The organism is Microcoleus sp. CAWBG58, assembly GCF_020883045.1.
Classification (GTDB): domain Bacteria; phylum Cyanobacteriota; class Cyanobacteriia; order Cyanobacteriales; family Microcoleaceae; genus Microcoleus.
The window spans coordinates 1-22239 of the sequence record NZ_JAHRFA010000031.1; the positions used below are offsets into that span (position 1 = coordinate 1).

Consider the following 22239-nt stretch of genomic DNA (forward strand, 5'->3'; position numbering starts at 1 on the left):
GCAAAAAGTCTTCAAGATTAGCTATTTAATCTTCTACTTTTTGAGTTTTTGAGCAACTGCTTGCCTGAGCTTCAAAGGTGGCTACTTTTAGCTGCGCTCATTTTTTAGTCTAAACTACAGTTAATATACAGACCCTCCATGCGATCGCTATTATCAGTCTCCTTCAAACACCGCTCTTCATCTAATCCCAATTCCCGACACTGCCAGCGCAACCGCTCCAAATGCCCCGGTTGAATAAAATTAGATTTCTCCATAAACTGCATCATGTGCTTGGGCGATTTTACCACTCCCGAAAACAGAACCGGAACTGACACTAACGGCACTTCGTTTAACAACTGACGGCGGGCTTCTGTACTCAAAAACTGACTTGTTTCCAAGTCCAGCACGTCGTATTCCATGAAATAGTGAGGCAGAAAATCATAAAAAACAGTGTGTTTGGCATAAAGCCATTCGCCGTAAAGAATATAACGATTTCGCAGCACTTCTCCTAAAACTCCGCTGAGACTGAAAGCCCATTGTTTGAACAAGTTAAAATGTTTTTCTCGCGGGCCGCCGGTGAGATAGTGGCCGCGACTTTGCAGCAGCATTTGCCCGTCTGGCGCGAAGCTGATGCCTGTATTGGCGCCGTCTACCTTTTCTTCGATAATTAAAGGGCGATCGGCAATAGCGCTAAACGGCACGCTGTTGAGGTCTTCATCACCCGGCTGGAAACGCGAACCTTCGATGTGATAAGTTCTAGGATATTTAACAATTGCGACCATCGCTGTTACCTTTTTTATCTATCATAACAATTGTATTTGAGTTGTTAGTTGTATTTTTTTACGAACCGCGAAGACGCAAAGAGCGCGAAGTCAGATCGAAGAGAGGTTTGCGAATCATTTAGGAGTGCTATATAATAGATGTATCACAAAGGAGCGTATATTTTGAAAAGTCAAAGTTTCCAGAGCGTAACGTCAGCGATCGCTGGAATTCTATTAGTAGTCGCGCTACTCCTGGGCTTCAACTCTTTTGTTGTCATCAATCCAGGTGAAGCAGGGGTTGTTAGTATTTTAGGAAAAGCCACAGATGGAGCATTGTTAGAGGGATTTCACTTCAGACCCCCGCTGATATCCAAGGTTGATGTGTACGATGTCACAGTGCAAAAATTTGAAGTTCCCGCCCAGAGTGCTACTAAAGATCTTCAGGATTTAAATGCTAGTTTTGCGATCAATTTTCGCCTCGATCCAGCAAAAGTAGTCGATGTCAGAAGGACTCAAGGAACCTTGGAGAATATAGTTTCTAAAATTATTGCTCCGCAGACGCAAGAAGCATTTAAAACAGCGGCTGCCCTGAGAACCGCCGAACAATCTATTACTCAAAGAAGCGAACTGAAACGAGACTTTGATACTGCACTTAAAGAACGGCTATCAAAGTACGATGTAATTGTTCTTGACACGAGCGTTGTCAACATTCGATTTTCCACAGATTTTGCGAAAGCAGTTGAGGAAAAACAGGTAGCCGAACAGCGGGCGCAAAGGGCTGTTTATGTTGCTCAAGAAGCTGAACAACAAGCTCAAGCTGATATTAACCGCGCTCAAGGTAGGGCTGAAGCTCAAAGACTTTTGGCGGAAACTCTGAAGGCTCAAGGCGGCGATTTGGTGCTGCAAAAAGAGGCGATCGAAGCTTGGAGAAGCGGGGGCGCTCAGATGCCAAAGGTATTGGTTATGGGTAGCAATTCGAGTCGGGTTCCTTTCATTTTTAATATGAACGATATGCAGGAAGAACCCGATCGCCCAAAAGCGATCGACAATTAAAATAGCACTTACCCTCTGAACCCTTGTTTCTGGGAAAATGTTGGCTTTGCTAACCACAAATCTCGCCAGAAACCGGGTTTGCTCAGAAAGCCTGCCCAAGTCCTATGAGATTTGCCGGAGTATGCTACACTTCTGAAAGCCAAAATATAGCGACAGCTTAAAACCTTTCGCTATTAAACCAAAGTCCGCAATTAAGACGCAGACAGCACACTCATTTTAGGAAGCAAGGAGAAATTATGACCCGCGCTATTATGGAAACCGACAAAGGTACAATCAATTTAGAACTGTTCGATGCGGATGCGCCGAATACAGTGAAAAATTTTGTTGACTTGGCGGAAAAAGGTTTTTACGACGGACTATCGTTTCACAGAGTCATTCCTAACTTTATGATTCAAGGTGGCTGCCCCAAAGGCACTGGAACAGGCGGGCCCGGCTACAAAATCAAGTGTGAAATCAACTCGAACAAACATTTGGCAGGCACTTTATCGATGGCTCACGCAGGCCGCGATACTGGTGGAAGCCAATTCTTTATTTGCCATTCTCCCCAGTCTCATTTAGACGGAGTTCACACAACTTTTGGCAAAACTGAAGATATGTCTGTGGTGAATGCGATCCGCCAAGGCGACAAGATTATTTCGCTCAAAATCGAGCATTAATTTTCAGTAATGAGTGACGTTTGTAGTAAGGACTTTAGTCCTTATTGCAAACATAAATTACTCATAATTGTGTTTTACAACTCCTCAATACAGTTCATACTTGAGCAAAGTACAGGGAATCGAGCCATTGAAAACCGGAATTCGCTTCGATGTTCTGAGTCCCACCTGTTTGCCCAACTCCTTATTCCCAGTCAAAATAAACGCATTCCAACCTTTAAAACGCTGTTTGAAAATATCGCCCAACATCTTGTACAAATCTCCCAATTCGCTAGCATCTCCCAGGCGTTCTCCGTAGGGAGGATTGCAAATCAAAATACCTCTATCTGTCGGTGCTTCCAACTCGGATAACTCGGTACGAGCAAACTTGATTTTACCGGAAATACCTGCTTGTTGGGCGTTGGTGCGAGCTTGATCTAACATATCAGAATCGCGATCGCACCCGGCGATGATTTCTTTAAGTTCCGGCAATTCGCTGTTTTCAGCTTCGGCCCACAATTTATCCCACAAAGGTTCGTCAAAATCCGGCCACGTCATAAATCCAAACTTTTCTCGAAACAATCCAGGGGCAATGTTCAAGCCCTTTAAAGTCGCTTCCAGGGGCAAAGTTCCGGAACCGCACATCGGATCTAAAAATGGTAAATCTGGCGTCCATTCTGCCATCTCTAACAGGGCCGCAGCGAGGGTTTCTTTGAGCGGAGCCAGCCCCATTGCGGGGCGGTATCCCCGGCGGTGCAAACTGCCGCCGGAACTGTCTAAGCTCAAGATAGCGCGATCGCGATGGATGTGCAGGTTAATGAGTAAGTCGGGATTTTCGACATCAACATTAGAACGTTTGTTAAATTGCAGGCGCTGTTGGTCGGCGATCGCATTTTTGACCTGCAATGCTGTAAAGTGAGTGTGGTTCAACTTATCGTTGCCGCCGGTACAGTTCACGGCTAAGGTATTGTGAGGCTCTAGGTATTCGTCCCAAGGAATTTTCTGGACTTCGCGGTAGAGCTTATCTGAGTCGTAACACCGGAATTCGGCTATGGGAACTAGCACTCGAAAAATTGTTCTCGACCACAGATTCACGCGGTACAATAAAGCGCGATCGCCCGCGAAGTAAACTCCTGTAAAATCAGGCTTGATATCTTGCGCCCCTAAACTTTCTAATTCTTGGGCGGCAATGGTTTCTAAACCGCGCGCAACTGTAGCAAAATATTGATTCATTGATGATTACGAAGGAAGTTCGGCAGCGGATTTTGTAACGGATGTAACGGATGTAACGGATGTAACGGATGTAGCAGGGAAGAAACAGCTATGTCTGTATTCGTGACTTCTGGATCGTGAAGACAGGTGGTTGGGGATTGAGAATGGGTTTTTGTCGATCGCCCAAATTAGATAGTAGCTCGTTTTAATCCTAAGTCTCACAAACAACACTCTACCTTAAGGTAGATGTCTCTGTTCAAAAAGACTGATATTTTTACAACCTATTCTCAAGAGTGGATTGTCGGTTTAGCAGTACGTGCGCAAGGGCGATCGGGCTAGCCCGCGACCGCTAAATGTCTGAAATCAATAGCTAGACAGGGTTTATGCTTAATTCTCAACTGGGTTAGCAAGGGTTCTGAATTGCGATCGCCGACTACTTATTGAAAAGTATTACTAATTACTTGCGTGATTTATTGACTTCGTGCTAGGCTTCTACTCGAAGCTGAAAATGCAAGCCCTAACGTCAAAGTCTGGGAATCTTTCAGCGAAATGGGTTTCATATAACGATCGGAGGCAATTATGTCAAAGGTAATCAACGGATCTGCTCTCAAACTGTCCCGCGCTAGCAAAATCCAAGTAGAAGTCAAGGAAATTGCCAAGCACGCCACAGCTAAAAACATCTCTTCTGCACTTAATGTTGATGCCGATGGCAGCGATGTTACCAACGAGTAATAGCAGGTTTTTCGGTTAGACTTCGCATCCCCAAGCAAGAAGTAGTAGATTTTACTGTTGTCTGTCGGGAAATGTGGACTAATTGAGGGCAAGCATAAAGCATTGTCCTCAATTATTTAATTGTTCAAAATTTATTGAGAAGTTTTATCAATAGAATTTATGCGATCGATCGCGAATCTACTCAAACCATACAATCTCGAAGATTTTCTCAATAACAACTGGACAAACAAAGCAGTTGTCATTCCCAGCGAAGGGAAAAAAGACTTTACACATTTATTTTCCTGGGAAAAACTCAACTACCTGCTCAACTTTCACGAATTAAAATATCCCGACATTCGCTTAGCAGTAGCAGGAAAAGTTCTCGACGCCAGCGAAAACGTCAATCTCATAAAACAGTGCCAGTCGGGAGCAACTTTAATCATCAATCAAGTTCACAAACTCATTCCAGAAATAGCTGAATTTGCGGCAGAAATAAAAGCAGATTTAGGTTATCCAAACCAAGTAAATGCCTATTGTTCTTGGCCAGAAAAACAGGGGTTTTCTTCCCACTACGACACCCACGAAGTTTTCATATTGCAAACTGACGGAATTAAGCAGTGGTATGTATTTGCCGACACAATTAAATACCCGCTGATTGACCAAAAATCCTCCGCATTTTCGCCGCCAGAAACTCCACCATATTTAACCTGCACTTTGCATCCCGGAGATGTGCTTTACATACCGCGCGGACATTGGCATTATGCAGTTGCTTCAGATGAACCGTCGCTGCATTTAACATTAGGAATTCACGGCAAAACCGGAATTGACGTTTTAGAATGGTTGTTGGGTGAATTGCGACAACAAGAAGAGTGGCGTCAAAGTTTACCGCTGCGAATAAAATCAGATTCCATTGATGTCAGTGTAAATAATTTAATCGCTGAATTGCACCGCTACGCAAACAGTAAAAAGCTTGGAGAAGAGTACAGCAGCTACCTTGACAGTTTAGCAAAACCTGTGGCGAAATACTCTCTGCCTTATCAAGCAGGGTTCAACATTTTTCCCTACGGGATTCAAACTAAGTTTAGGATTCCCAAATTTCTGCGGGTGAGAATTAGCGAATTACCTGAGGGGTGCGGATACAAAGTTGTTGTTGGAGGTAAAGAAGTATCTCTGAAAGGAGTAACGGAGAAATTTATGGACAATCTATTCAGTACAGAATTTTTTACAGGAGAAGATGTGATGGATTGGTTGCCAGATTATGATTGGGAAATTGATGTAGTGCCACTTTTGTCTAAGTTGGTAGTTGACGGAATTATTTTTGTTGGCTAAAACTAGAGAAGGGTACTAGGTGTAATTAATGGGTTGTTTAAAAAGTAATTTATGACACATAACGAGGTAGAAAATGCCGGAGAATTTTTTTTGCGCCGATGCTTCTAAATGCGTTGAAGAGGATATTATTGGGAGTGGTACTAATTACCAAACCTATATATTGATTGAATGTTGTTTGCCTTGGGAATCAGAAGCTTTTGATTCCAAACAAGTACCCCAGAATCTCAGGGATTTGGTGGAGGAAGTAGAGCATTCTCAGCAAAAAATTAGATTTTTGTTGATAAATAGCGACCAAACTAAATGTGCTGACAAGCGCAAAGTCTTGATTTATGACAACAAAAGTCAAGGACTTTTTGATGGTTACGAAAAGCACGAATTTAACGCGAGTAATATTGAGCAAGTAGCGGGAATTGTCAAAAGCTATTTAGCTGGAGAAGTGCCGGATTGCGAAGTTGAGAATAACCCAAGTAGAGATATTTTGGTTTGTACTCACGGGAGTCATGATAGATGTTGCGCGAGATATGGCAATCCTTTTTATGCCCAAGCAACAACTTTGGTTTCGGAGTTAGGATTAAGTGATATTCGTGTTTGGAAATCTAGTCATTTTGGCGGACATCGGATGGCGCCGACTGCGATCGATTTGCGTGATGGCAGATATTACGGAAATCTCGATCGCATTTCATTTCAGTCAATCTTAACACGGACTGGCGATATTGAATGTTTGAATCAGGTTTATCGGGGTTGGGGGATTTTGCCGAACCAAATTCAGGTTTTGGAACGAGAATTCATCATCCGCTACGGGTGGGATTGGTTCAACTACAAAGTCTCAGGCTGTATTGTAGAGAAAAATCCTGAAAATGATGATTTTGTGGCTGAATTAACTTTTGAAAACGTTGATGGTACTTATGTCTATCGGGCTGAGTTGGCTAAAGATGAAGCTAAAACAGTTAGGTTGAAAGGTTCCTGCGGTGCTAAAAAAGAATCAGAGTTTGTCAAATATTTGGTGAAGTCTTCTTACTTTTACTCGAAAAAAGATGACTCAAAGTTTGTGATTTATCCGGGAATTCCGCAGCCGACATTTGTCGAGATGAGGTGAGATTGAATCTAAATCTTAGGTTGGTAGTGAGGATTGAATGTTTCGCATTTATGAGGACTGAAGTCCTCACTACGAACCTCAATCAAGAAGGACTAAAGTCCTCACTACGAACCTTATATTATGACATAAATTACAATTCTAACTGCATGAATATGTGTGGGATTCCCAGGTATTCAAAGGGATTGTCTTTTTCGACAAATCCGAGATTTTTGTAAAATTTAACGGCGTTTATCCGAGACATCAGTCTCAGCATTGTAAGATTATTTTTCTTAGCTTGTGCGATCAGTCTTTCCATCAGTTTAGTGCCGATTCCCTGGTTTTGAAATTCAGGAAGTACAGCAATATAAGAGATGCTTCCCAATTCTGGGGATAATTCTCGGAGTCTGCCCGATCCGATAATTGTGCGATCGCCCGTTGCTGCTATAATATGACAAGCACCGTTCTCGTGACTGTCCCTTTCGCTGCCTCTTTCCATGCCCAGGGGCGATCGCAAAACCAACCACCGCTGGTAAAACATATCCTCTAATTCTTGTGCGCTTTTAACTAGACGTATATCTATATTTGACATTTTTTTAAATAAATTACTGTAGGTTCGTAGTGAGGACTTTAGTCCTTCTTATTATGGAAAGAACTAAACTCCTCACGACAAATATTCGTTAGGTTCGTAGTGAGGACTTTAGTCCTTCTTATTATGGAAAGGACTAAACTCCTCACTAAAAACATTGGTTAGGTTCGTAGTAAGGACTTTAGTCCTTCTTATTATTATGGAAAGGACTAAAGTCCTCACTACAAACATTCGTTAACTGCCGGAGTCAGGCGATAATAGCAAGTTACAAGCTATCAGTAACACTGGTGAAATTAAAAGCTTTCACCCGCACTCCGGGTACTACGTTGCCACCGTAACGTTTCGCCTCGCTAACTGCATCGACATCGCGCAACATATCAGGCAAAACCTGATTGAAACGGAAATTTTTAATCGGATAAACAATCTTACCATTTTCAATCCAGAAAGTACCGTCGCGAGTCATGCCGGTTACTTCCGATGTTTTCGGATTCACGTAGTTGACATACCAAGCTCGACTGACGAAAATTCCGCGCTCGGTTTGAGCGATTAAATCTGATATACTTTGGTTGGAACCTGTCATCGCGATCGGGTAATAAGCACCTTTCGCTTCTTTGCCTTTTTGTGCCGCCCAGTAGCGGGAATAAGATAGACTTTGAGGTACGCCATTTTTGATGATTTCCAAATAGCTATTACTCAATCCGTCACCGAAGAAATTATTCGATCGCAATAAAGGATGATTCGGATCGCGCTGTACCTGCACCATAGGGCTAAAAAGTTGTTCCCCAGCGCGGTTTCCAGCGGGTTTTCCGGCTGCATCGGCGATCGACATAAACGATCGCCCTTCATCCGCCGCCCGCGCATCCATCCCCCAAACAATCCACGGTAGCAAATCCGCAAACGCAGCGCCATCAAAGATTACAGGATACACGCCCGGAGCGATGGGGCGGGGATTGCGGGATGCGATCGCGCGATCGACAACTTGTGCTGCTAATGCCGATACTGGTAGTTCATTAATACCCCAAGCCGTGCTTTCCGTCCAGCTAGAACCGTCTCCGATCCGGGCAGTATAGCCGAAATTCGCCTCTGTAGAATGGTTGCAGGCGCGGAGTCCGGTTGACGAGGCGATCGCGTATAATGACGCCTCCGTGCTCAAAGTACCGGAAGCATCAGCACCTGCCTGAGATGCGATCGCGCAAGCTTGTCGCACCAATTCTGCGCGGGCTAGAGGCGATACAGAGGCCGTTGCTTCATCAAACGCGGGCGCGGGTAAATCGTAGGTTTGAGGGGGCAGCAAGGGCATCCATTCGGGGTCTGCGGGGGCAATTCGAGCTAGTTCTTGCGATCGTTTGACGGTTTGGGCGATCGTATCTTCATCAAATTCAGTAACAGATGCAGAAGCGCTTTTATTACCGAAATAGCTAGTAACGTTGAGGCTAAAAACAGTCTTGCTAATATTTTGGCTGATTTGATTTTCCGAGAATCGGGAAAGAGATTCTTCACCAGTATAGAGACTGACAAATACTTCCTCAGCTTCCGATTGTTTGACTGCTTTTTCTACCAAAGATAAAGCTCGATCCTCACTTAAAATTGCAGGCGATGTCGTTACTATCATAAATCTCTCTTGTCTCTCTCTGTGTTCTCTGCGCCCTCTGCGGTTAAATCATTCCGAATTAAACCCTTCCCCCAATTTGAATATCTCTCACCCGCACCGGCGAACAAGCATGAGTCATTTAAATCATCCATCTCTGAATTCTCTCTCTGTGTTCTCTGCGCCCTCTGCGGTTAAATCAATCCGAATTAAACCCTGCCCCCAATTTGAATATCCCTAACCCGCACCGGTACACAAGCGTGAGTCATTTGAGCAACCTGCATCGGTTCACCTTTGCCGCACATATTAGTACCGCATTGAACCCGTTCCGAAGCAGGCCCGATCGCATCTACTTGATTCCAGAAATCAGTGCTCATCGAATGATAAGTAACATCCTTCAACATTCCCACAACCTTACCCTTTTCCACCTTCCAGAAAGCATCGCCGCCGAATTGGAAATTGCGCCGCTGTTGGTCGATCGAAAAACTACCAACACCGTCAATTAAAATCCCATCTTCCGTATCAGCAATCATGTGATCCAAAGTAGCAGTATGACTGCCACCATCCGGGCCCGGTTCCAGTCCCAAATTAGGAATTCTCACCATCGGCACGCTAGACCAACTGTCAGCGCAGGCAGAACCGTTGCTGCTGCTACGTCCGAGGCGATAAGCCGTCTCTCTATCTGTCAGATAATCAACTAAAATCCCATCCTTGACAACGTACCAATCCTGGGATTTTACGCCCTCATCATCGTAACCCATTGTACCGCGGCCGGCCGGTTGAGTGCGATCGCACTTAAAGTTCACCCAAGGCGCAGCGTATTGCAGCTTATTCAACTTATCAGTAGTAGCAAAACTCGTGCCAGCAAAGTTAGACTCATATCCGTAAACTCTGTCTAATTCCGTGGGATGTCCGACGGATTCGTGGATTGTCAGAAACAAATTTGTCGGCTTGAGAATCAGGGATTTGCAAATACCAGCCGGAACCTTCGGTGCAGCAACTTTCTCAATCGCTTCCGCCGCAACTCTGTCTATTTGACTGAGCAAATCATCGGGCTTAATGTGTTCGTAACCGATATTTAGGGGCGGGCGTTCGTAACTGCGACTTTGGGCATCGCCGCCCGCAATTGCCGTACAGCCAAAACCCGGATAGCTGCGATAGATTGTTTGTTCAATTAGCGAACCTTCTGTGGACGCAAAAACCTTGTCTTCGCGGTTTGCCTGCAAAAAAGAATAAGCTTTTTTGATGCCTTGTGAATCGTGGGCTAGCAGTCGCTCGTTGATGGTTAATAAAAGTTCGGCTTTGTCAGCGACGGGTACAGAAAACGGGTCAATTGCGATCGGAGTAATGTAAGTATCGACATATTTTTCGACAGGTACTAAACGCACCGGTTCCTTTTGAGTCAAGCGGCTACCTTTAGCGATTTCAACAGCCAAAGCAACGATTCTGGCAACCTCTGCGGGTGTTTTGCTGTGACTGGCAGCAAAGCCCCAAGCACCGTCTAGCAACACTCGCACGCCAAAACCGGAACTTACATTATCGGAGATATTGCTTAAAGATCGATCGCGCGCGTACAAACTTTGTCGCCGGTAAGTGCAAAAACGCACGTCTCCGTATTCGCATCCAGATTTCCGAATCAAATCTACGGCTAAATTTGCCAACTCCTCAGCAGAAACTTTTGCGGTTAACAGTACCATAGTTATTCGTCATTCCTCGTTGGTTATCAATCATTATATAGCAATACTAAATGATTGATGAAGATTTGTAGGGGTAGTGCCCCCGTGCCTACCCCCTATCTATTGGGGCAACCAGGTTCTTAAATAACCCCCACAAGAATTATGAAAATGATTTAGGATTGCTATAGCAATCCTAAATCATTTTCTAGCTCGGGAGATTCTGAAATCCTTGCTATCAAATGAGTCTAGCAAGACGAGGGGTAGTCGTACCTTGAAAATCAGATAGGATTGCTATATAGCGTTACTATCTAAGTCTTTTCCTCACCAACACCGCAACACCCAGCATTAACAAGCCAAATACCAAGCCAAAAAGCAGACTCCACAGAATTGTCGCAGCAAAGGGATGCAGCGGGAGAGAAGAATCCAGTCGCCATTGAATCGGTGTCTCCTTCAGGAGAGGATAGGCGGCGGAGAAGATTTGGCCGCCCCCGATCGCAGTTCCGACAAAAAATATGATATTCTCAAGTTGGCGATCGCGCTTTTTCTCTTTTTCTTCAATTTGCTTGTCGAGCGTTATTTGAGCTTTATCGCGTTCTTTCTGTTCGGCTTCCTTTTGCTGGTATAATGCTATTTGTTCGCGATCGCGCTGACGTTCTCTCTCTTCCTTTTCGCGATCGAATTCCACCTGTTCAATTTCCACCATTCCCCGCAGAGTAGATATCGACTGCTGGAACAAATCTTGACTAGCAATCAGATAATTCAAATCAATTTCAATTTGCCGCTGATACTTACCCTCAGCCAAATCCAGAAACTTCTGCCAAAAATCCAGATTATCCCCTGGGATGGACAAACCTCTAATCTTTGTCAGCACATCACCATAATTTTCAGCATTAGTATCAATGGTATTTCTAAATTCCTGCAAATAGCGCACTTGGTGAGAACAAGCCAACATTTTAGTCCGAACTTCCGCCAGCAAATCCTTCAAATTCCGCAACTTAACTTGTCTATCTTGTTCCCTTTCGATTGCAGCGAATTTCGGCATCTCCTTCTCTAACTCGCCCACAATTTGCTGTGCTTTGCGATAGCTTTTCCGAGCTGCACCATACACAAATAAAATTTTAGCACGATAACACAGCAGATTTATCAAATAAAGATTAAACGCTGAGGTTATGAATTTCTGAGTTTCAGGATTCTCTTGCAACCATACTAGAATGTGACACCGTTGAGGCGCATCATCTTCACGGCTGTCATACTCAAAAATCGGACTCCCGAATAATATTCCTTCCCTACGAAACTCTGGTGATGCTTGTTGTTGATTGTTAACAAACGCTGTAACGCATTCGTCAGCTAGCTTGCGACGAGTATCAAAAACTGCTGGTGTGGCGTACAACAATAAAGTTTGTCCCAGCGACGATTTAATTGCCTTTGGTAACAAACAACCTTGGGCATTTAATTGATTTAAATCCGATACTTTAATTGTCGCATTATAATAAAATGCTAAATCTGCGGTGTAGATATCGTGAATTTGTAGGGCAGAGATTGAACCAAAAAGTTTTGGCAAATCTGGCTGAGTTATTCGTTGAAACTTCAGAGCTTTTCCACTATTAGCAATCAGCAATTTGCCATTATTAGGGTTTTCTTGTTCGCCTTCGGGATAATACTGTTTGTCTTTGTAGCAAATTAGCTTGTCTCTGAGGGATTTTAGTTCGTCGATGTTAAATTTTGTGCCAACATTATCTGCTAGGTTTTCCCACAGTGATTGAGCATTTTTGGCTACTGCATCGCAACCTTCATCACCATCATTCCGCAGGTGGAAAGGATAGAGGGTAATGTTGGGATTTTTAATTTTAGGTTGTTCCTGCATAATCAAACCTTGTGGAATATATCGACTAACATCATATCCAGTTAAATAAACCGAATTCCTGTAGCGGCGGGTTCGCCAACATAATCGCCCCAAACAAACAATCTCGAAAACCCGCCCCAACCCAACAAACAATCATCATGTACATTTAACATCATATCCAGTTAAATAAACCGAATTCCCGTAGGGGCGGGTTCGCCAACATAATCGCCTTAAACAAACAATCTCGAAAACCCGCCCCAACCCAACCAACAATAATTATGTACATTTAATATCATATCCAGTTAAATAAACCGAATTCCTGTAGGGGCGGGTTCGCCAACATAATCGCCCCAAACAAACAATCTCGAAAACCCGCCCCAACCCAACCAACAATAATTATGTACATTTCCGAATTAAATCCAAATTTCCTTCATGCAGGTTATTGGTGTGGTGGGGGCGGGTTTATTTAGATTGTTTATCATCGTTATATATTGTTGGTGAACCCGCCCCTACGGGATTTATGTTGGATTATCAACTGATTCCGTGCCCAAAGTATCCATTTCATCCGCCACAGAATCCCCAGACAAACCCAATCGAATCTGATTTTCCTTCAACGTCTCATAAAACTCCCTCACCACTTCCTCCGGCGCATCACTATCAGTCCCCCCCGCACCCATTTGATAAATCTCATTCTCCAAATTCTCTTCAATTTGAGACCGAGTTTCGCACCAATCCTTGATTCTTTCAGCAATCGCATTCACATTATCCATCGCACCAACATCAATCGCGGATAATTCTGCCACAAATTGCGGTTCGGATATTTTCAATAACTGACTAAAAGCCGCCACAATTTCTTCAGGTTTCGCATCATCGGGAAGTGACATTTTGAGACTCCTTAAATCTATTTTTTCAGTTGACAGCGGTAAAGTTTCGGTTTCGCCAATTAGCGTAAATGCAGCCCAAGCTATGGGACTCGGAAATCGAGCTTTTGTGGTTAGCATAGCACACCGCAAGGCCGCTGCTCGATCGCCTCCCCGTGCTAAATTTTGGTAGAATTCAGTCATTAGCAACTTGGCTGAAATCACTCCCATATTCCACAGCGAAACTATGATGCTGGGGACTCCGGCGAGGATGAAGCAGCGCGACAATCCGATGACTCCATCTCCCGTAATTTTACCGCGCCCGGTGCTGCACGCGCTCAATACTACGAGTTCCGAATCGAGTTTTAATTGCAGGATATCCACGGCATGAATTGCGCCGTCGTCGTCTCCCGATGGTGCTAAAATTATCGCGCCGGGAATGCCAGAACCTTGGAAATCGTCGAGGAGTCCGTGGGCGGATAAATGGACGATGCGGGTGTTGAGCATCCTGTCTAAAATGGCGACTTTTGTGGCATTATCTCCGCTAATTGCTTGGGTTCCTAATGTTGCGGCAATGGCTTCGGCGGCTTCTTTTGCCCTATCAAGTTGTTCGAGTTTGTAGGGCTTTTCTTTAAATTTTGGGGCAATGGTTGGATCGCCGACAATTAGGGCGGCTTGTCTCAATCCTCGGACTCGGTTTTGATGTTCGCGGGTGAGTTCTAATACTTGGATGGATGGGCTGGTGAGGATGGTATGGTATTCGATTAGGTAGCGGTTGTTGCTATCTTGCAGGGCGGCGAAGGGAAGTAAAAATAAGTCGTAGTGGGGGACGAAGATGATGGAGGAATTGGCATCGGTGGGGAGTAAGTCGATGATGGGTTCGATCAGGATTTGATGGAGGAGTTGCAGTAGGGGAAAGCGGCCTGTTTCGTCTCGTTTGTACTGGGATTCTAGCTGAATTTTGTTGCCTGCGTCGTCGATTTCTTCGGTGCCGATGGAGATGCGGGTTTGGAGGATGATTTGTTTGAGGGTTTGGTTTTGTTGGTTGAGGGGTTCGAGGTTGGCGGCACGATGGGTGATGTTGCCGTTTGGTTGGATTACCCAGATGTAAATGATGTCTGATTCAACAATTGAATATTCAACTATTGTGGAGTTTCTGTCGCGGGCGATTTCTTGGATTTTGGGAATTGATAATTTATTTGTTTGGTCATTTGCTGGTAAATCGTTTGTTAATAGGGTTTGTTGTAATAATTCGACGAAGGCACGGGTGCGAGACATTTCGGATATTTCTAGGGCTTCGTTAAATTGCGATCGGGCAACTAGGACTTGTTGCAGACCGCGATAGGTAGATAGTTGGGTTTCAAAAATTGATCTTTTATGTTCATTATTGACTAACTCAAAACGCATATTTTCCCAAACTTTTATGGCATCGCGAAGTTTTTCTTCTGCTTCTGGGAGTTTGTTATTTTTGAAAAGAATTCCACCTATATTGGTTAGGGAAGCGGCTTCTGTTTGGCGACGACCTATTTCGCGTGAAATCTTGAGAGACTCCTGATGACATTTAATTGCCTTTTGGTCTTGCCCTAGGGATTGGTAAGCTAAGCCCAAATTAGTGAGCGAATTAGCTTCTTGTTCGCGATATCCGATTTTATGTGAAATCTTAAAAGACTGCTGATGACATTTAATTGCGTTCTCATATTGCCCTAGGGAATTATAACAATTACCTAAAACGGCCAGGGAAGTGGCTTCTCCTTGGCGAAATCCGATTTCCCGCGAAATCTTGAAAGACTGCTGATTAAATTTGATCGATTTGTGATATTGCCCTAGGGAATGGTAAGAAAGGCCCAAACTATTGAGCGAATTAGCTTCTTGTTCGCGATATCCGATTTGATGTGAAATCTTGAAAGACTGCTGATGACACTTAATTGCTTTGTAATATTGCCCTAGTGAATGGTAAGAAATGCCCAAATTGCCAATAGAATTAGCTTCTTGTTTGCGATATCCGATTTGATGTGAAATCTTGAAAGACTGCTGATGACACTTAATTGCCTTGTGATATTCCCCTAGACAATCGTAAGCATTTCCCAAATTGCCAATAGAATTAGCTTCTTGTTCGCGATCTCCGGTTTCCCGTGAAATATTGAAAGACTGCTGATGAAATTTGATCGATTTGTGATATTGCCCTAGGGATTGGTAAGCATTGCCCAAATTGCCGAAGCAGGCGGCTTCTTTTTTGCGAAATTTAAGTTTCCCTGAAATCTGTAAAGACTGTTCATGACACTCGATCGCTTTGTGATATTGCCCTAGGGATTGGTAAGCATTGCCCAAACCGCAGAAGGAATCGACTTCACCTCCACGATCACCTATTTCGTTGTTAATATCTAAAGACTGTTCGTGACACTCGATCGCTTGCTGAAATTGGCCTAGGGAATCGTAAGCATTGCCCAAAAGGTGGAGGGAAACAGCTTCTACCCGGCGATCTCCGATTTCCCGATAGATAGTTAATGCCTGTTCCCAAGACTGCAAAGATTCTCGAAATTGACTGATATTATACTGCTGAATTCCTTGTTCTAATAGTCTGTATGCTTCCGCATCTTGGGGGTAGTCTATCATCCAACCCACTCTCTGTGCAAAACTCATCAACCGATTAGCGTTACTTAGTTCGCCTTGTTCTTCGAGATTAACTGCCTCTTCTAGCATTGCCGCCACCAAGCCATCATCCAGCAATTCCGGGTGAGTTTTCAATATCTGGGCTTCATCGCCGCTGGGACTATTTAGCAGTTGATTTATCAGGTTGAGATAGGCTTGTTGGCGATCTGAATTCATGGCGATTTGGGATTTGGGATGGTTCGCTCTATTAATTTATTATCGGTGAAACTCATCTGTTTGGGGCGGGGGATGCCAAGTTTTTTTCGCATGGATGCGCGGGGTGGCGAGAAACCGGGTTTTTTCGAGAATAGTTGGTTACAGTCGGAGATATTGCCAAAAACCCGGTTTCTGAGATTTTGGGTGTGGTGAGAAACCGGGTTTTTTCCGATGATATCGATACACAGTCTAAAAACTGCGAAAAACCTGGTTTCTTTGATTTATGTCGTAGTCTTGGATGTGCGGGGTGGCTAGAAACCGGGTTTTTTTCGAGAATCCTTCGTTACAGTCGGAGATTTGGCCAAAAACCCGGTTTCTGAGATTTTGGGTGGAGGCAGAAACCGGGTTTTTTGCGAGGATATCGATACACAGCCTAAATACTGCGAAAAACCCGGTTTCTTTGGTTTTTGTCGTAGTCTTGGACTTGTGGGGTGGCGAGAAACCGGGTTTTTTCCAGAATAGTCGATCGCAGTCGGAGATTTGGTCAAAAACCCGGTTTCTGAGATTTTGGGTGGAGGCAGAAACCGGGTTTTTTGCGAGGATATCGATACACCACCTAAAAACTACGAAAAACCCGGTTTCTTTGGTTTTTGTCGTAGTCTTGGACTTGTGGTGTGGCGAGAAACCGGGTTTTTTCCAGAATCCTTGGTTACAGTCGGAGATTTGGTCAAAAACCCGGTTTCTGAGATTTTGGGTGGAGGCAGAAACCGGGTTTTTTTCCAAAATGTCGATACACAGCCGAAAAACTGCGAAAAACCCGGTTTCTTTGGTTTTTGTCGCAGTCACTGCTTCGCACCTTCGCGGTTCGTTAAATATATATTCTTTGCTAATTCACGATCGCACTAACCGACTCATGCTGCAACAAACCAGTCAGCATCTTCACGGGCCGCCCGTCATAGGGCCACGCAAAAGCATGGCGGAAAGCAGCATCTTGACAGGCTTGTAACTGCCGAAAATCAATAATATCCAGAGTCAACAAATTCTCGTACTCAAAAGGCAGTCGCACGTTGTGCAATCCCGCGTTGTCGGTGCAAATGGCAATATCGACACCAGCCTCAAAACATCGATCGAATACAACCTTCAATTCCTGCATATCCTGCAAGGTTCCCGTTTTCAGATAGGTAGTAGGGCAAACCTCCAAGCATTGACCTCTACGCGCCACCTCTGGCAACAGTTCGGGATATTTTAACGGAATTTGAATCCCGTGACCGATTCGCATCAGATAGGGCAAAAGTTCGGGATAACAGCCTGATGTAGTTTCGTAGAGATGGCCGGTTGTCTTAATGCCGATCGACCTCGCATACTGGTACAATCCGACAAACTCGTCCAGGCGATCGCCAATAGCAGCATCACCGCCCGCAAGATCGATCGCACAAACATATTCTCCCATTTGTGCCGCCAAATCGACGATCGCCCGATTCACCTCATAGGGTAAGCGCGAGTGCATACACAAAATTTGGCTAGTTACAATCGGACAATCACTAATTTGACTTGCCTTACCCACAACCTGTACAATTTCTGCCATCAAATCAATGCGTTTCGACCGATCCAAATGCTCGGGAGTCCGCAAATAAGGAGTATAGCGCAACTCCAAATAAGCCAGATTTTCAAATACGTAAGCGCCCCGCATCAACCGATAGATAAAATAAGGCAAAGTCTCAACAGTTTGCACGCTTTCCACCAGCGTGTGCAGTTCCAAATACTCGTCGAGAGTATTGCGGGGACGAGTGTAAAACTCCTCAAAAGCCGAATATTGTTGAAAGCGATCGACCATTTGAGCATTATGGCGATCGAAATACCGCCACAAAATTCGAGGAACCACAGAACCGCCTAAATGTCGGTGCAACTCAGCGTGTAAAGTCATGGGATTTTAGATTTGAGATTTTGGATTGAAGAATTGAAAGGATTGAGGAATTGAAGGATTAAAAGATTGAAGGATTTGTAATTTAGTTCTGGGCGCATCGGTGCCCAGAAATCGGTCTTTCCCAAATACTAGCCAATAACCTCAAGCAGGTAAACTGTTCCAAATTTAAGCTGCACATTGGATTCCCATAAAAACCAATCACATTCTCTCCCATCTCCCCCTCTCCCCCTCTCCTCGGATCATCCTGAGAGTCTTTTCTTGAGAGCAATACAGCCTCACTTCTCTAAATTGTAACAAAAATTAATTTGACATCCGGGACGCATTCGTACATAATCGGAGTTTGTGTCAACCTGAACTGAACGCGAGAAACCCTTGGCTAACGTAGTTGTGATCGGCGCCCAGTGGGGCGATGAAGGAAAAGGCAAAATTACCGATTTGCTCAGCAAATCCGCAGATATCGTTGTCCGCTACCAAGGGGGCGTCAACGCCGGTCACACGGTGGTAGTCAACGATCAGACTTTCAAGCTGCACTTAATTCCGTCCGGGATTCTCTACCCTGAGACAAAGTGTATCATCGGCTGCGGAACGGTAATCGACCCTAAAGTTTTAATTGCAGAATTAGATCAGTTAGAAAAACTGAATGTTTCGACTGCCTCGCTGATGATTTCAGAGACTGCTCACGTCACGATGCCCTATCACAGATTAATTGATGTAGCATCGGAAGAGCAGCGCGGAAATTATAAAATCGGCACGACGGGACGCGGCATTGGCCCGACTTACGCCGACAAATCCGAACGCACGGGCATTCGGATGCTCGATTTAATGGACTTGGAAGGTTTGCAAGAACAACTGGAATGGACGATCGAGCATAAAAATGTCATTCTGGAAAAACTCTACAATTTGCCGCCTCTAAATCCGCAAGAGGTAATTGATGAATATCGAGTTTATGCCGATCGTTTGCGGCCGCACGTAGTAGACAGTTCCCTAAAGATTTATGAGGGACTTCACAAGCGGAAAAATATTCTGTTTGAAGGCGCCCAAGGCACTTTATTAGACTTAGATCACGGTACTTATCCTTACGTTACTTCCAGCAATCCGATCGCTGGCGGCGCTTGTGTGGGAACGGGTGTCGGGCCAACAGCGATCGATCGCGTAATTGGCGTCGCCAAAGCCTACACAACCCGCGTCGGAGAAGGCCCATTCCCTACCGAAATGGTCGATGGAATTGGCGCAGTTTTGGGCGAGAGAGGAGCAGAATTCGGCACCACCACCGGCCGGAAACGGCGCTGCGGCTGGTTCGACGCAGTAATCGGCCGCTACGCAGTCCGCATCAACGGCCTTGACTGTCTCGCTGTTACCAAACTAGATGTTTTGGATGAATTAGAAGAAATCAAAGTTTGCGTTGCTTACGAAATTGACGGCGAACGTTGCATCGATTTCCCCAAAAGTTCGCGGATATTTGCTCGCTGCAAACCCATTTATGAAACCCTTCCCGGTTGGAAGCAGTCCACCGAAGAGTGCCGCAATTTGGAAGATTTGCCGTCACAAGCTTTGGATTATCTGAAGTTTTTGGCAGATTTGATGGAAGTGCCGATCGCCATTGTATCTCTCGGAGCCGGCCGCGACCAAACTATTATCGTAGAAGACCCGATTCACGGCCCGAAACGCGGATTGTTGTCGGCCGACGGCACGGCTGTAGCAGCATCAGCTTAACGTTATCATAGAAGAAACGGAGGACATGGCAGTACCGTTTCCCTATCCCGATTAATTGTAGGGAAACGGCAGCGTCCATAGGTGTCAACAACCAGGTCAAACGCAGTCAGAGACTATTGTTTGACTATTAAATCTCGATCCCCCCTAGCCAATGAGGGCGGGCACGGGGGCACCGCCCCTACAAGGGGGGGACAGGAATCTTTTCAAAGTCCCCCTTCTTAAGGGGGATTTAGGGGGATCTAGACTTAGGTAAAAGCTAGAGATACCAAGGATTCTCGGCCTAAGTTGACACTTATGGACAGCGTTACGTCCTGATTGTGGCTAATATTAATTCTGATGCTACCGGATTTAATATTAAACAAGGAAGGTAACGAGTGTTTAGATGTTTAGTAGCAGGAGTAATCCCAATGCTAGATATTAGCTTCTATACCACAAATGGAACGGAATCGGAAACGGTAGATGTAGAAGAAACCTTTTACGAGTGGTTAGCAAAATCAGCATTTTCCAAAATAGGTGGTGCATCAATCGACACCGAGATTTACCTAGATGAAGAAAATGTAATTCTGCCTCTAGTAGAATTAAATCAAGAGATTCGCCAGCAGTTCAAGAAAATTTTTAGCGAAGCAATTATTAGTGAAAGCGATGTAGTTCTGACTAAGCTTGGTGATTCCCCTTCCAAAGAAGAGTATCAAGCAGGAACATATCGTCTCAGAAAAATGCTGGAATTGCTGAAGTGCGTGGAAAACGAAAATGATCAATACCTCCAGCGCATTTAATCTCGAGTTACGCAACTAGCCCAATTAGTAGGGTGCGTCAGTTGATAACACGTAAATTTTTCGTCATAAACTTAATACTGACGCACCCTACAAGCTTCTTCCTTCTTCCTTCTGCTATAAGTTCGATCGCACTACCACAATTCTGGTAAAATGTGAAAACAATCAACAGAAAGTCACAAAATGGAACTCGCAGTAGAATGTCAAAAGCGGGCAGAAGGCAGCAAACCTAACGCCCTCCGCCGCTCCGGATTGATTCCCGCCGTCCTCTACGGGCACAAAGGCTCTGAATCCATTTCCCTTACCGTCAAAGCCAAAACAGTTGAAACCCTGCTCAAAAAACACGCAGTCAACAACACCCTCATCGATCTCAGCATTCCTGAACTCTCTTGGAGCGGAAAAACATTGCTCAGAGAAGTTCAAGTTCATCCTTGGAAAGGTTTTCCTTACCACCTGAGCTTTTTCTCCGTAGCAACTCAAGACAACCTGGAAGTTGAAGTGTCTTTGCATTTCGTCGGCGAATCTGTGGGCGTCAAGTTAGAAGGCGGTATGTTAGAAACTGTGCTGACGCAAATCGCAGTTAAGTGCAAACCTGATAGCATTCCTGATGCAATTGAAGTAGATATTTCTAATTTGAAGGTAGGCGATGCGCTGCACATTCACGAATTAGTTTTACCTGCGGGAGCAGAAGCTCTGGGCGATCCAACTCAGGTGGTAGTTACCGTGCTGGGAACTAAAGCCAGCCCTGAAGAAGCAGCAGAAGAAGCAGCAGCCGCCGCAGCTTGATCGGTAATTGATAAGATTTGCTAACTAATAGTTGACATTGAGGCGATCGCTTTCTCCAAAAAGGGCGATCGTTTTTTGCAAAAAAGCAGTTATGGTTTTTGGGCGATCGCACTTTGCTATACTCAGCCTTGAATCTGCTGTCGCACCCATTGACGAAAATCTATCTCTGCGGCAACTTCATCAATGAAAGCTGCTTCTAGAAATTCGTATAAATCCGTTTTTTCAATAATCGGAAAAGTCGGAGATCGATCGCACTCGACATAAGCCCCATCGACTAATTGCAGAATCCGCCATACCCGCCCGTTAAACCGCCAAAACTCAGGCACTCCCATACTCGCATAGAGTGTATTTTTATTGAGATCCGTATGGGTAATATCCACTTCCACAACTAAATCCGGGGCAGGATCGACATTCAAATTAACCGGGCGATCGGCAACTAAGGCATAATTCTGGATATAGTACCCATTGTCGGGTTCGGCGCTCTTGAGTAAGTCTTCGCGATCGAGCGTAGTCGAGCCCATCGTCTTCATTTTCATGCCCATTTCAACCACAAGGACTCTAATAAAGAGTTCAATCAAGCGAGCAGAGCGTTCGTGTCCTTCGAGGGGCATGGTGATTTCTAATACTCCGTTATCGTAGGTAAAACGGGCGCGGGTGCGCTCCGCCAGCAAACTTTGAATTTGCTTAAAGGCTTGCCAATCGAGGTCGTGAAAGGTGAGGCGCTTTTCTCCGACAAGTTGAGGTGGTGGCTCTAACAACATCAAAATTACCGCAATTTAAGCCAAAGTTGACAGAACATTTACTGTTAATTATTGTAATATATTTCTTCAATAAGTCTTGTGGTGCAGGCATCCTGAGTGCGATCGCTAGCTGTTCAACCGTTGGCTGGCGCGTGCAAGGCAACTAGAGAGGCGGTTGAAACCGCCCATTTAG

At 44.7% G+C, this 22239-nt stretch carries 19 protein-coding genes; 8 read left to right on the forward strand and 11 right to left on the reverse strand.

From position 1 onward, the window contains the following. Nucleotides 1–104: 104 nt before the first annotated feature. On the reverse strand, nt 105–761 hold the full coding sequence (locus QZ918_RS15670) for an RNA ligase family protein (protein ID WP_293336541.1): 657 nt from the start codon (nt 759–761) through the stop codon (nt 105–107). 162 nt (nt 762–923) lie between these two features. Here QZ918_RS15670 and QZ918_RS15675 point away from each other — a divergent pair, with 162 nt between their 5' ends. Further along, complete coding sequence (locus QZ918_RS15675) at nt 924–1793, forward strand: prohibitin family protein (protein ID WP_293148756.1); 870 nt, start codon at nt 924–926, stop codon at nt 1791–1793. Nucleotides 1794–2029: 236 nt separating this feature from the next. Next, nucleotides 2030–2449, forward strand: a complete 420-nt coding sequence (locus QZ918_RS15680) for a peptidylprolyl isomerase (protein ID WP_293148754.1) — start codon at nt 2030–2032, stop codon at nt 2447–2449. Between the two features lie 84 nt (nt 2450–2533). Here the strand turns inward: QZ918_RS15680 and QZ918_RS15685 are convergent, their stop codons facing one another. Next, nucleotides 2534–3658, reverse strand: a complete 1125-nt coding sequence (locus tag QZ918_RS15685) for a THUMP domain-containing class I SAM-dependent RNA methyltransferase (RefSeq protein WP_293336543.1) — start codon at nt 3656–3658, stop codon at nt 2534–2536. Nucleotides 3659–4216: 558 nt separating this feature from the next. Between QZ918_RS15685 and QZ918_RS15690 the strand changes: the two genes are divergently transcribed. The 3 genes from QZ918_RS15690 to QZ918_RS15700 all read left to right on the forward strand — a co-directional run bounded on the left by QZ918_RS15690 (nt 4217) and on the right by QZ918_RS15700 (nt 6773). Further along, complete coding sequence (locus QZ918_RS15690) at nt 4217–4369, forward strand: hypothetical protein (protein WP_293336545.1); 153 nt, start codon at nt 4217–4219, stop codon at nt 4367–4369. Between the two features lie 159 nt (nt 4370–4528). Continuing rightward, the gene (locus QZ918_RS15695) at nt 4529–5677 is read left to right on the forward strand and encodes a cupin domain-containing protein (RefSeq protein WP_293336547.1); all 1149 of its coding nucleotides are present in this window, start codon (nt 4529–4531) and stop codon (nt 5675–5677) included. 73 nt (nt 5678–5750) lie between these two features. Next, nucleotides 5751–6773 (forward strand): ferredoxin family protein, encoded by a 1023-nt coding sequence (locus tag QZ918_RS15700; protein ID WP_293336549.1) that lies wholly within the window; start codon nt 5751–5753, stop codon nt 6771–6773. 130 nt (nt 6774–6903) lie between these two features. Here the strand turns inward: QZ918_RS15700 and QZ918_RS15705 are convergent, their stop codons facing one another. The 7 genes from QZ918_RS15705 to QZ918_RS15735 form a co-directional block, all read right to left on the reverse strand. After that, on the reverse strand, nt 6904–7341 hold the full coding sequence (locus tag QZ918_RS15705) for a GNAT family N-acetyltransferase (RefSeq protein WP_293336551.1): 438 nt from the start codon (nt 7339–7341) through the stop codon (nt 6904–6906). Between the two features lie 262 nt (nt 7342–7603). Continuing rightward, on the reverse strand, nt 7604–8950 hold the full coding sequence (locus QZ918_RS15710; RefSeq protein ID WP_293336553.1) for a TldD/PmbA family protein: 1347 nt from the start codon (nt 8948–8950) through the stop codon (nt 7604–7606). 185 nt (nt 8951–9135) lie between these two features. After that, nucleotides 9136–10623 (reverse strand): TldD/PmbA family protein, encoded by a 1488-nt coding sequence (locus tag QZ918_RS15715; RefSeq protein ID WP_293336555.1) that lies wholly within the window; start codon nt 10621–10623, stop codon nt 9136–9138. 283 nt (nt 10624–10906) lie between these two features. Next, the gene (locus QZ918_RS15720) at nt 10907–12466 is read right to left on the reverse strand and encodes a hypothetical protein (protein WP_293336557.1); all 1560 of its coding nucleotides are present in this window, start codon (nt 12464–12466) and stop codon (nt 10907–10909) included. 497 nt (nt 12467–12963) lie between these two features. Further along, entirely contained in the window at nt 12964–16131 is a 3168-nt protein-coding gene (locus tag QZ918_RS15725) for a CHAT domain-containing tetratricopeptide repeat protein (protein ID WP_293336559.1), read from the reverse strand. 228 nt (nt 16132–16359) lie between these two features. Then, nucleotides 16360–16956, reverse strand: coding sequence for a hypothetical protein (locus QZ918_RS15730; protein ID WP_293336561.1), 597 nt, complete (start codon nt 16954–16956; stop codon nt 16360–16362). A 40-nt stretch (nt 16957–16996) separates the two neighbouring features. Beyond that, on the reverse strand, nt 16997–18034 hold the full coding sequence (locus QZ918_RS15735; RefSeq protein ID WP_293336563.1) for an adenosine deaminase: 1038 nt from the start codon (nt 18032–18034) through the stop codon (nt 16997–16999). 372 nt (nt 18035–18406) lie between these two features. On the opposite strand from QZ918_RS15735, the gene QZ918_RS15740 reads away from it, so the two are divergent. From QZ918_RS15740 to QZ918_RS15750, 3 genes are all read left to right on the forward strand, one after another. After that, nucleotides 18407–19747 (forward strand): adenylosuccinate synthase, encoded by a 1341-nt coding sequence (locus QZ918_RS15740; RefSeq protein ID WP_293336565.1) that lies wholly within the window; start codon nt 18407–18409, stop codon nt 19745–19747. Nucleotides 19748–20154: 407 nt separating this feature from the next. Further along, complete coding sequence (locus QZ918_RS15745; protein ID WP_293336567.1) at nt 20155–20523, forward strand: hypothetical protein; 369 nt, start codon at nt 20155–20157, stop codon at nt 20521–20523. A gap of 180 nt (nt 20524–20703) precedes the next feature. After that, entirely contained in the window at nt 20704–21306 is a 603-nt protein-coding gene (locus QZ918_RS15750; protein ID WP_293154169.1) for a 50S ribosomal protein L25/general stress protein Ctc, read from the forward strand. A gap of 24 nt (nt 21307–21330) precedes the next feature. Here QZ918_RS15750 and QZ918_RS15755 read toward each other — a convergent pair whose 3' ends face one another. Together QZ918_RS15755 and QZ918_RS15760 are read right to left on the reverse strand one after the other, a co-directional pair. Further along, nucleotides 21331–21456: a hypothetical protein gene (locus tag QZ918_RS15755; protein ID WP_293154172.1), complete on the reverse strand. Its 126-nt coding sequence runs from the start codon at nt 21454–21456 to the stop codon at nt 21331–21333. Next, nucleotides 21429–22067 (reverse strand): Uma2 family endonuclease, encoded by a 639-nt coding sequence (locus QZ918_RS15760; protein WP_293336569.1) that lies wholly within the window; start codon nt 22065–22067, stop codon nt 21429–21431. Before QZ918_RS15760 ends, QZ918_RS15755 begins: the two co-directional genes overlap by 28 nt. Nucleotides 22068–22239: the final 172 nt, after the last annotated feature.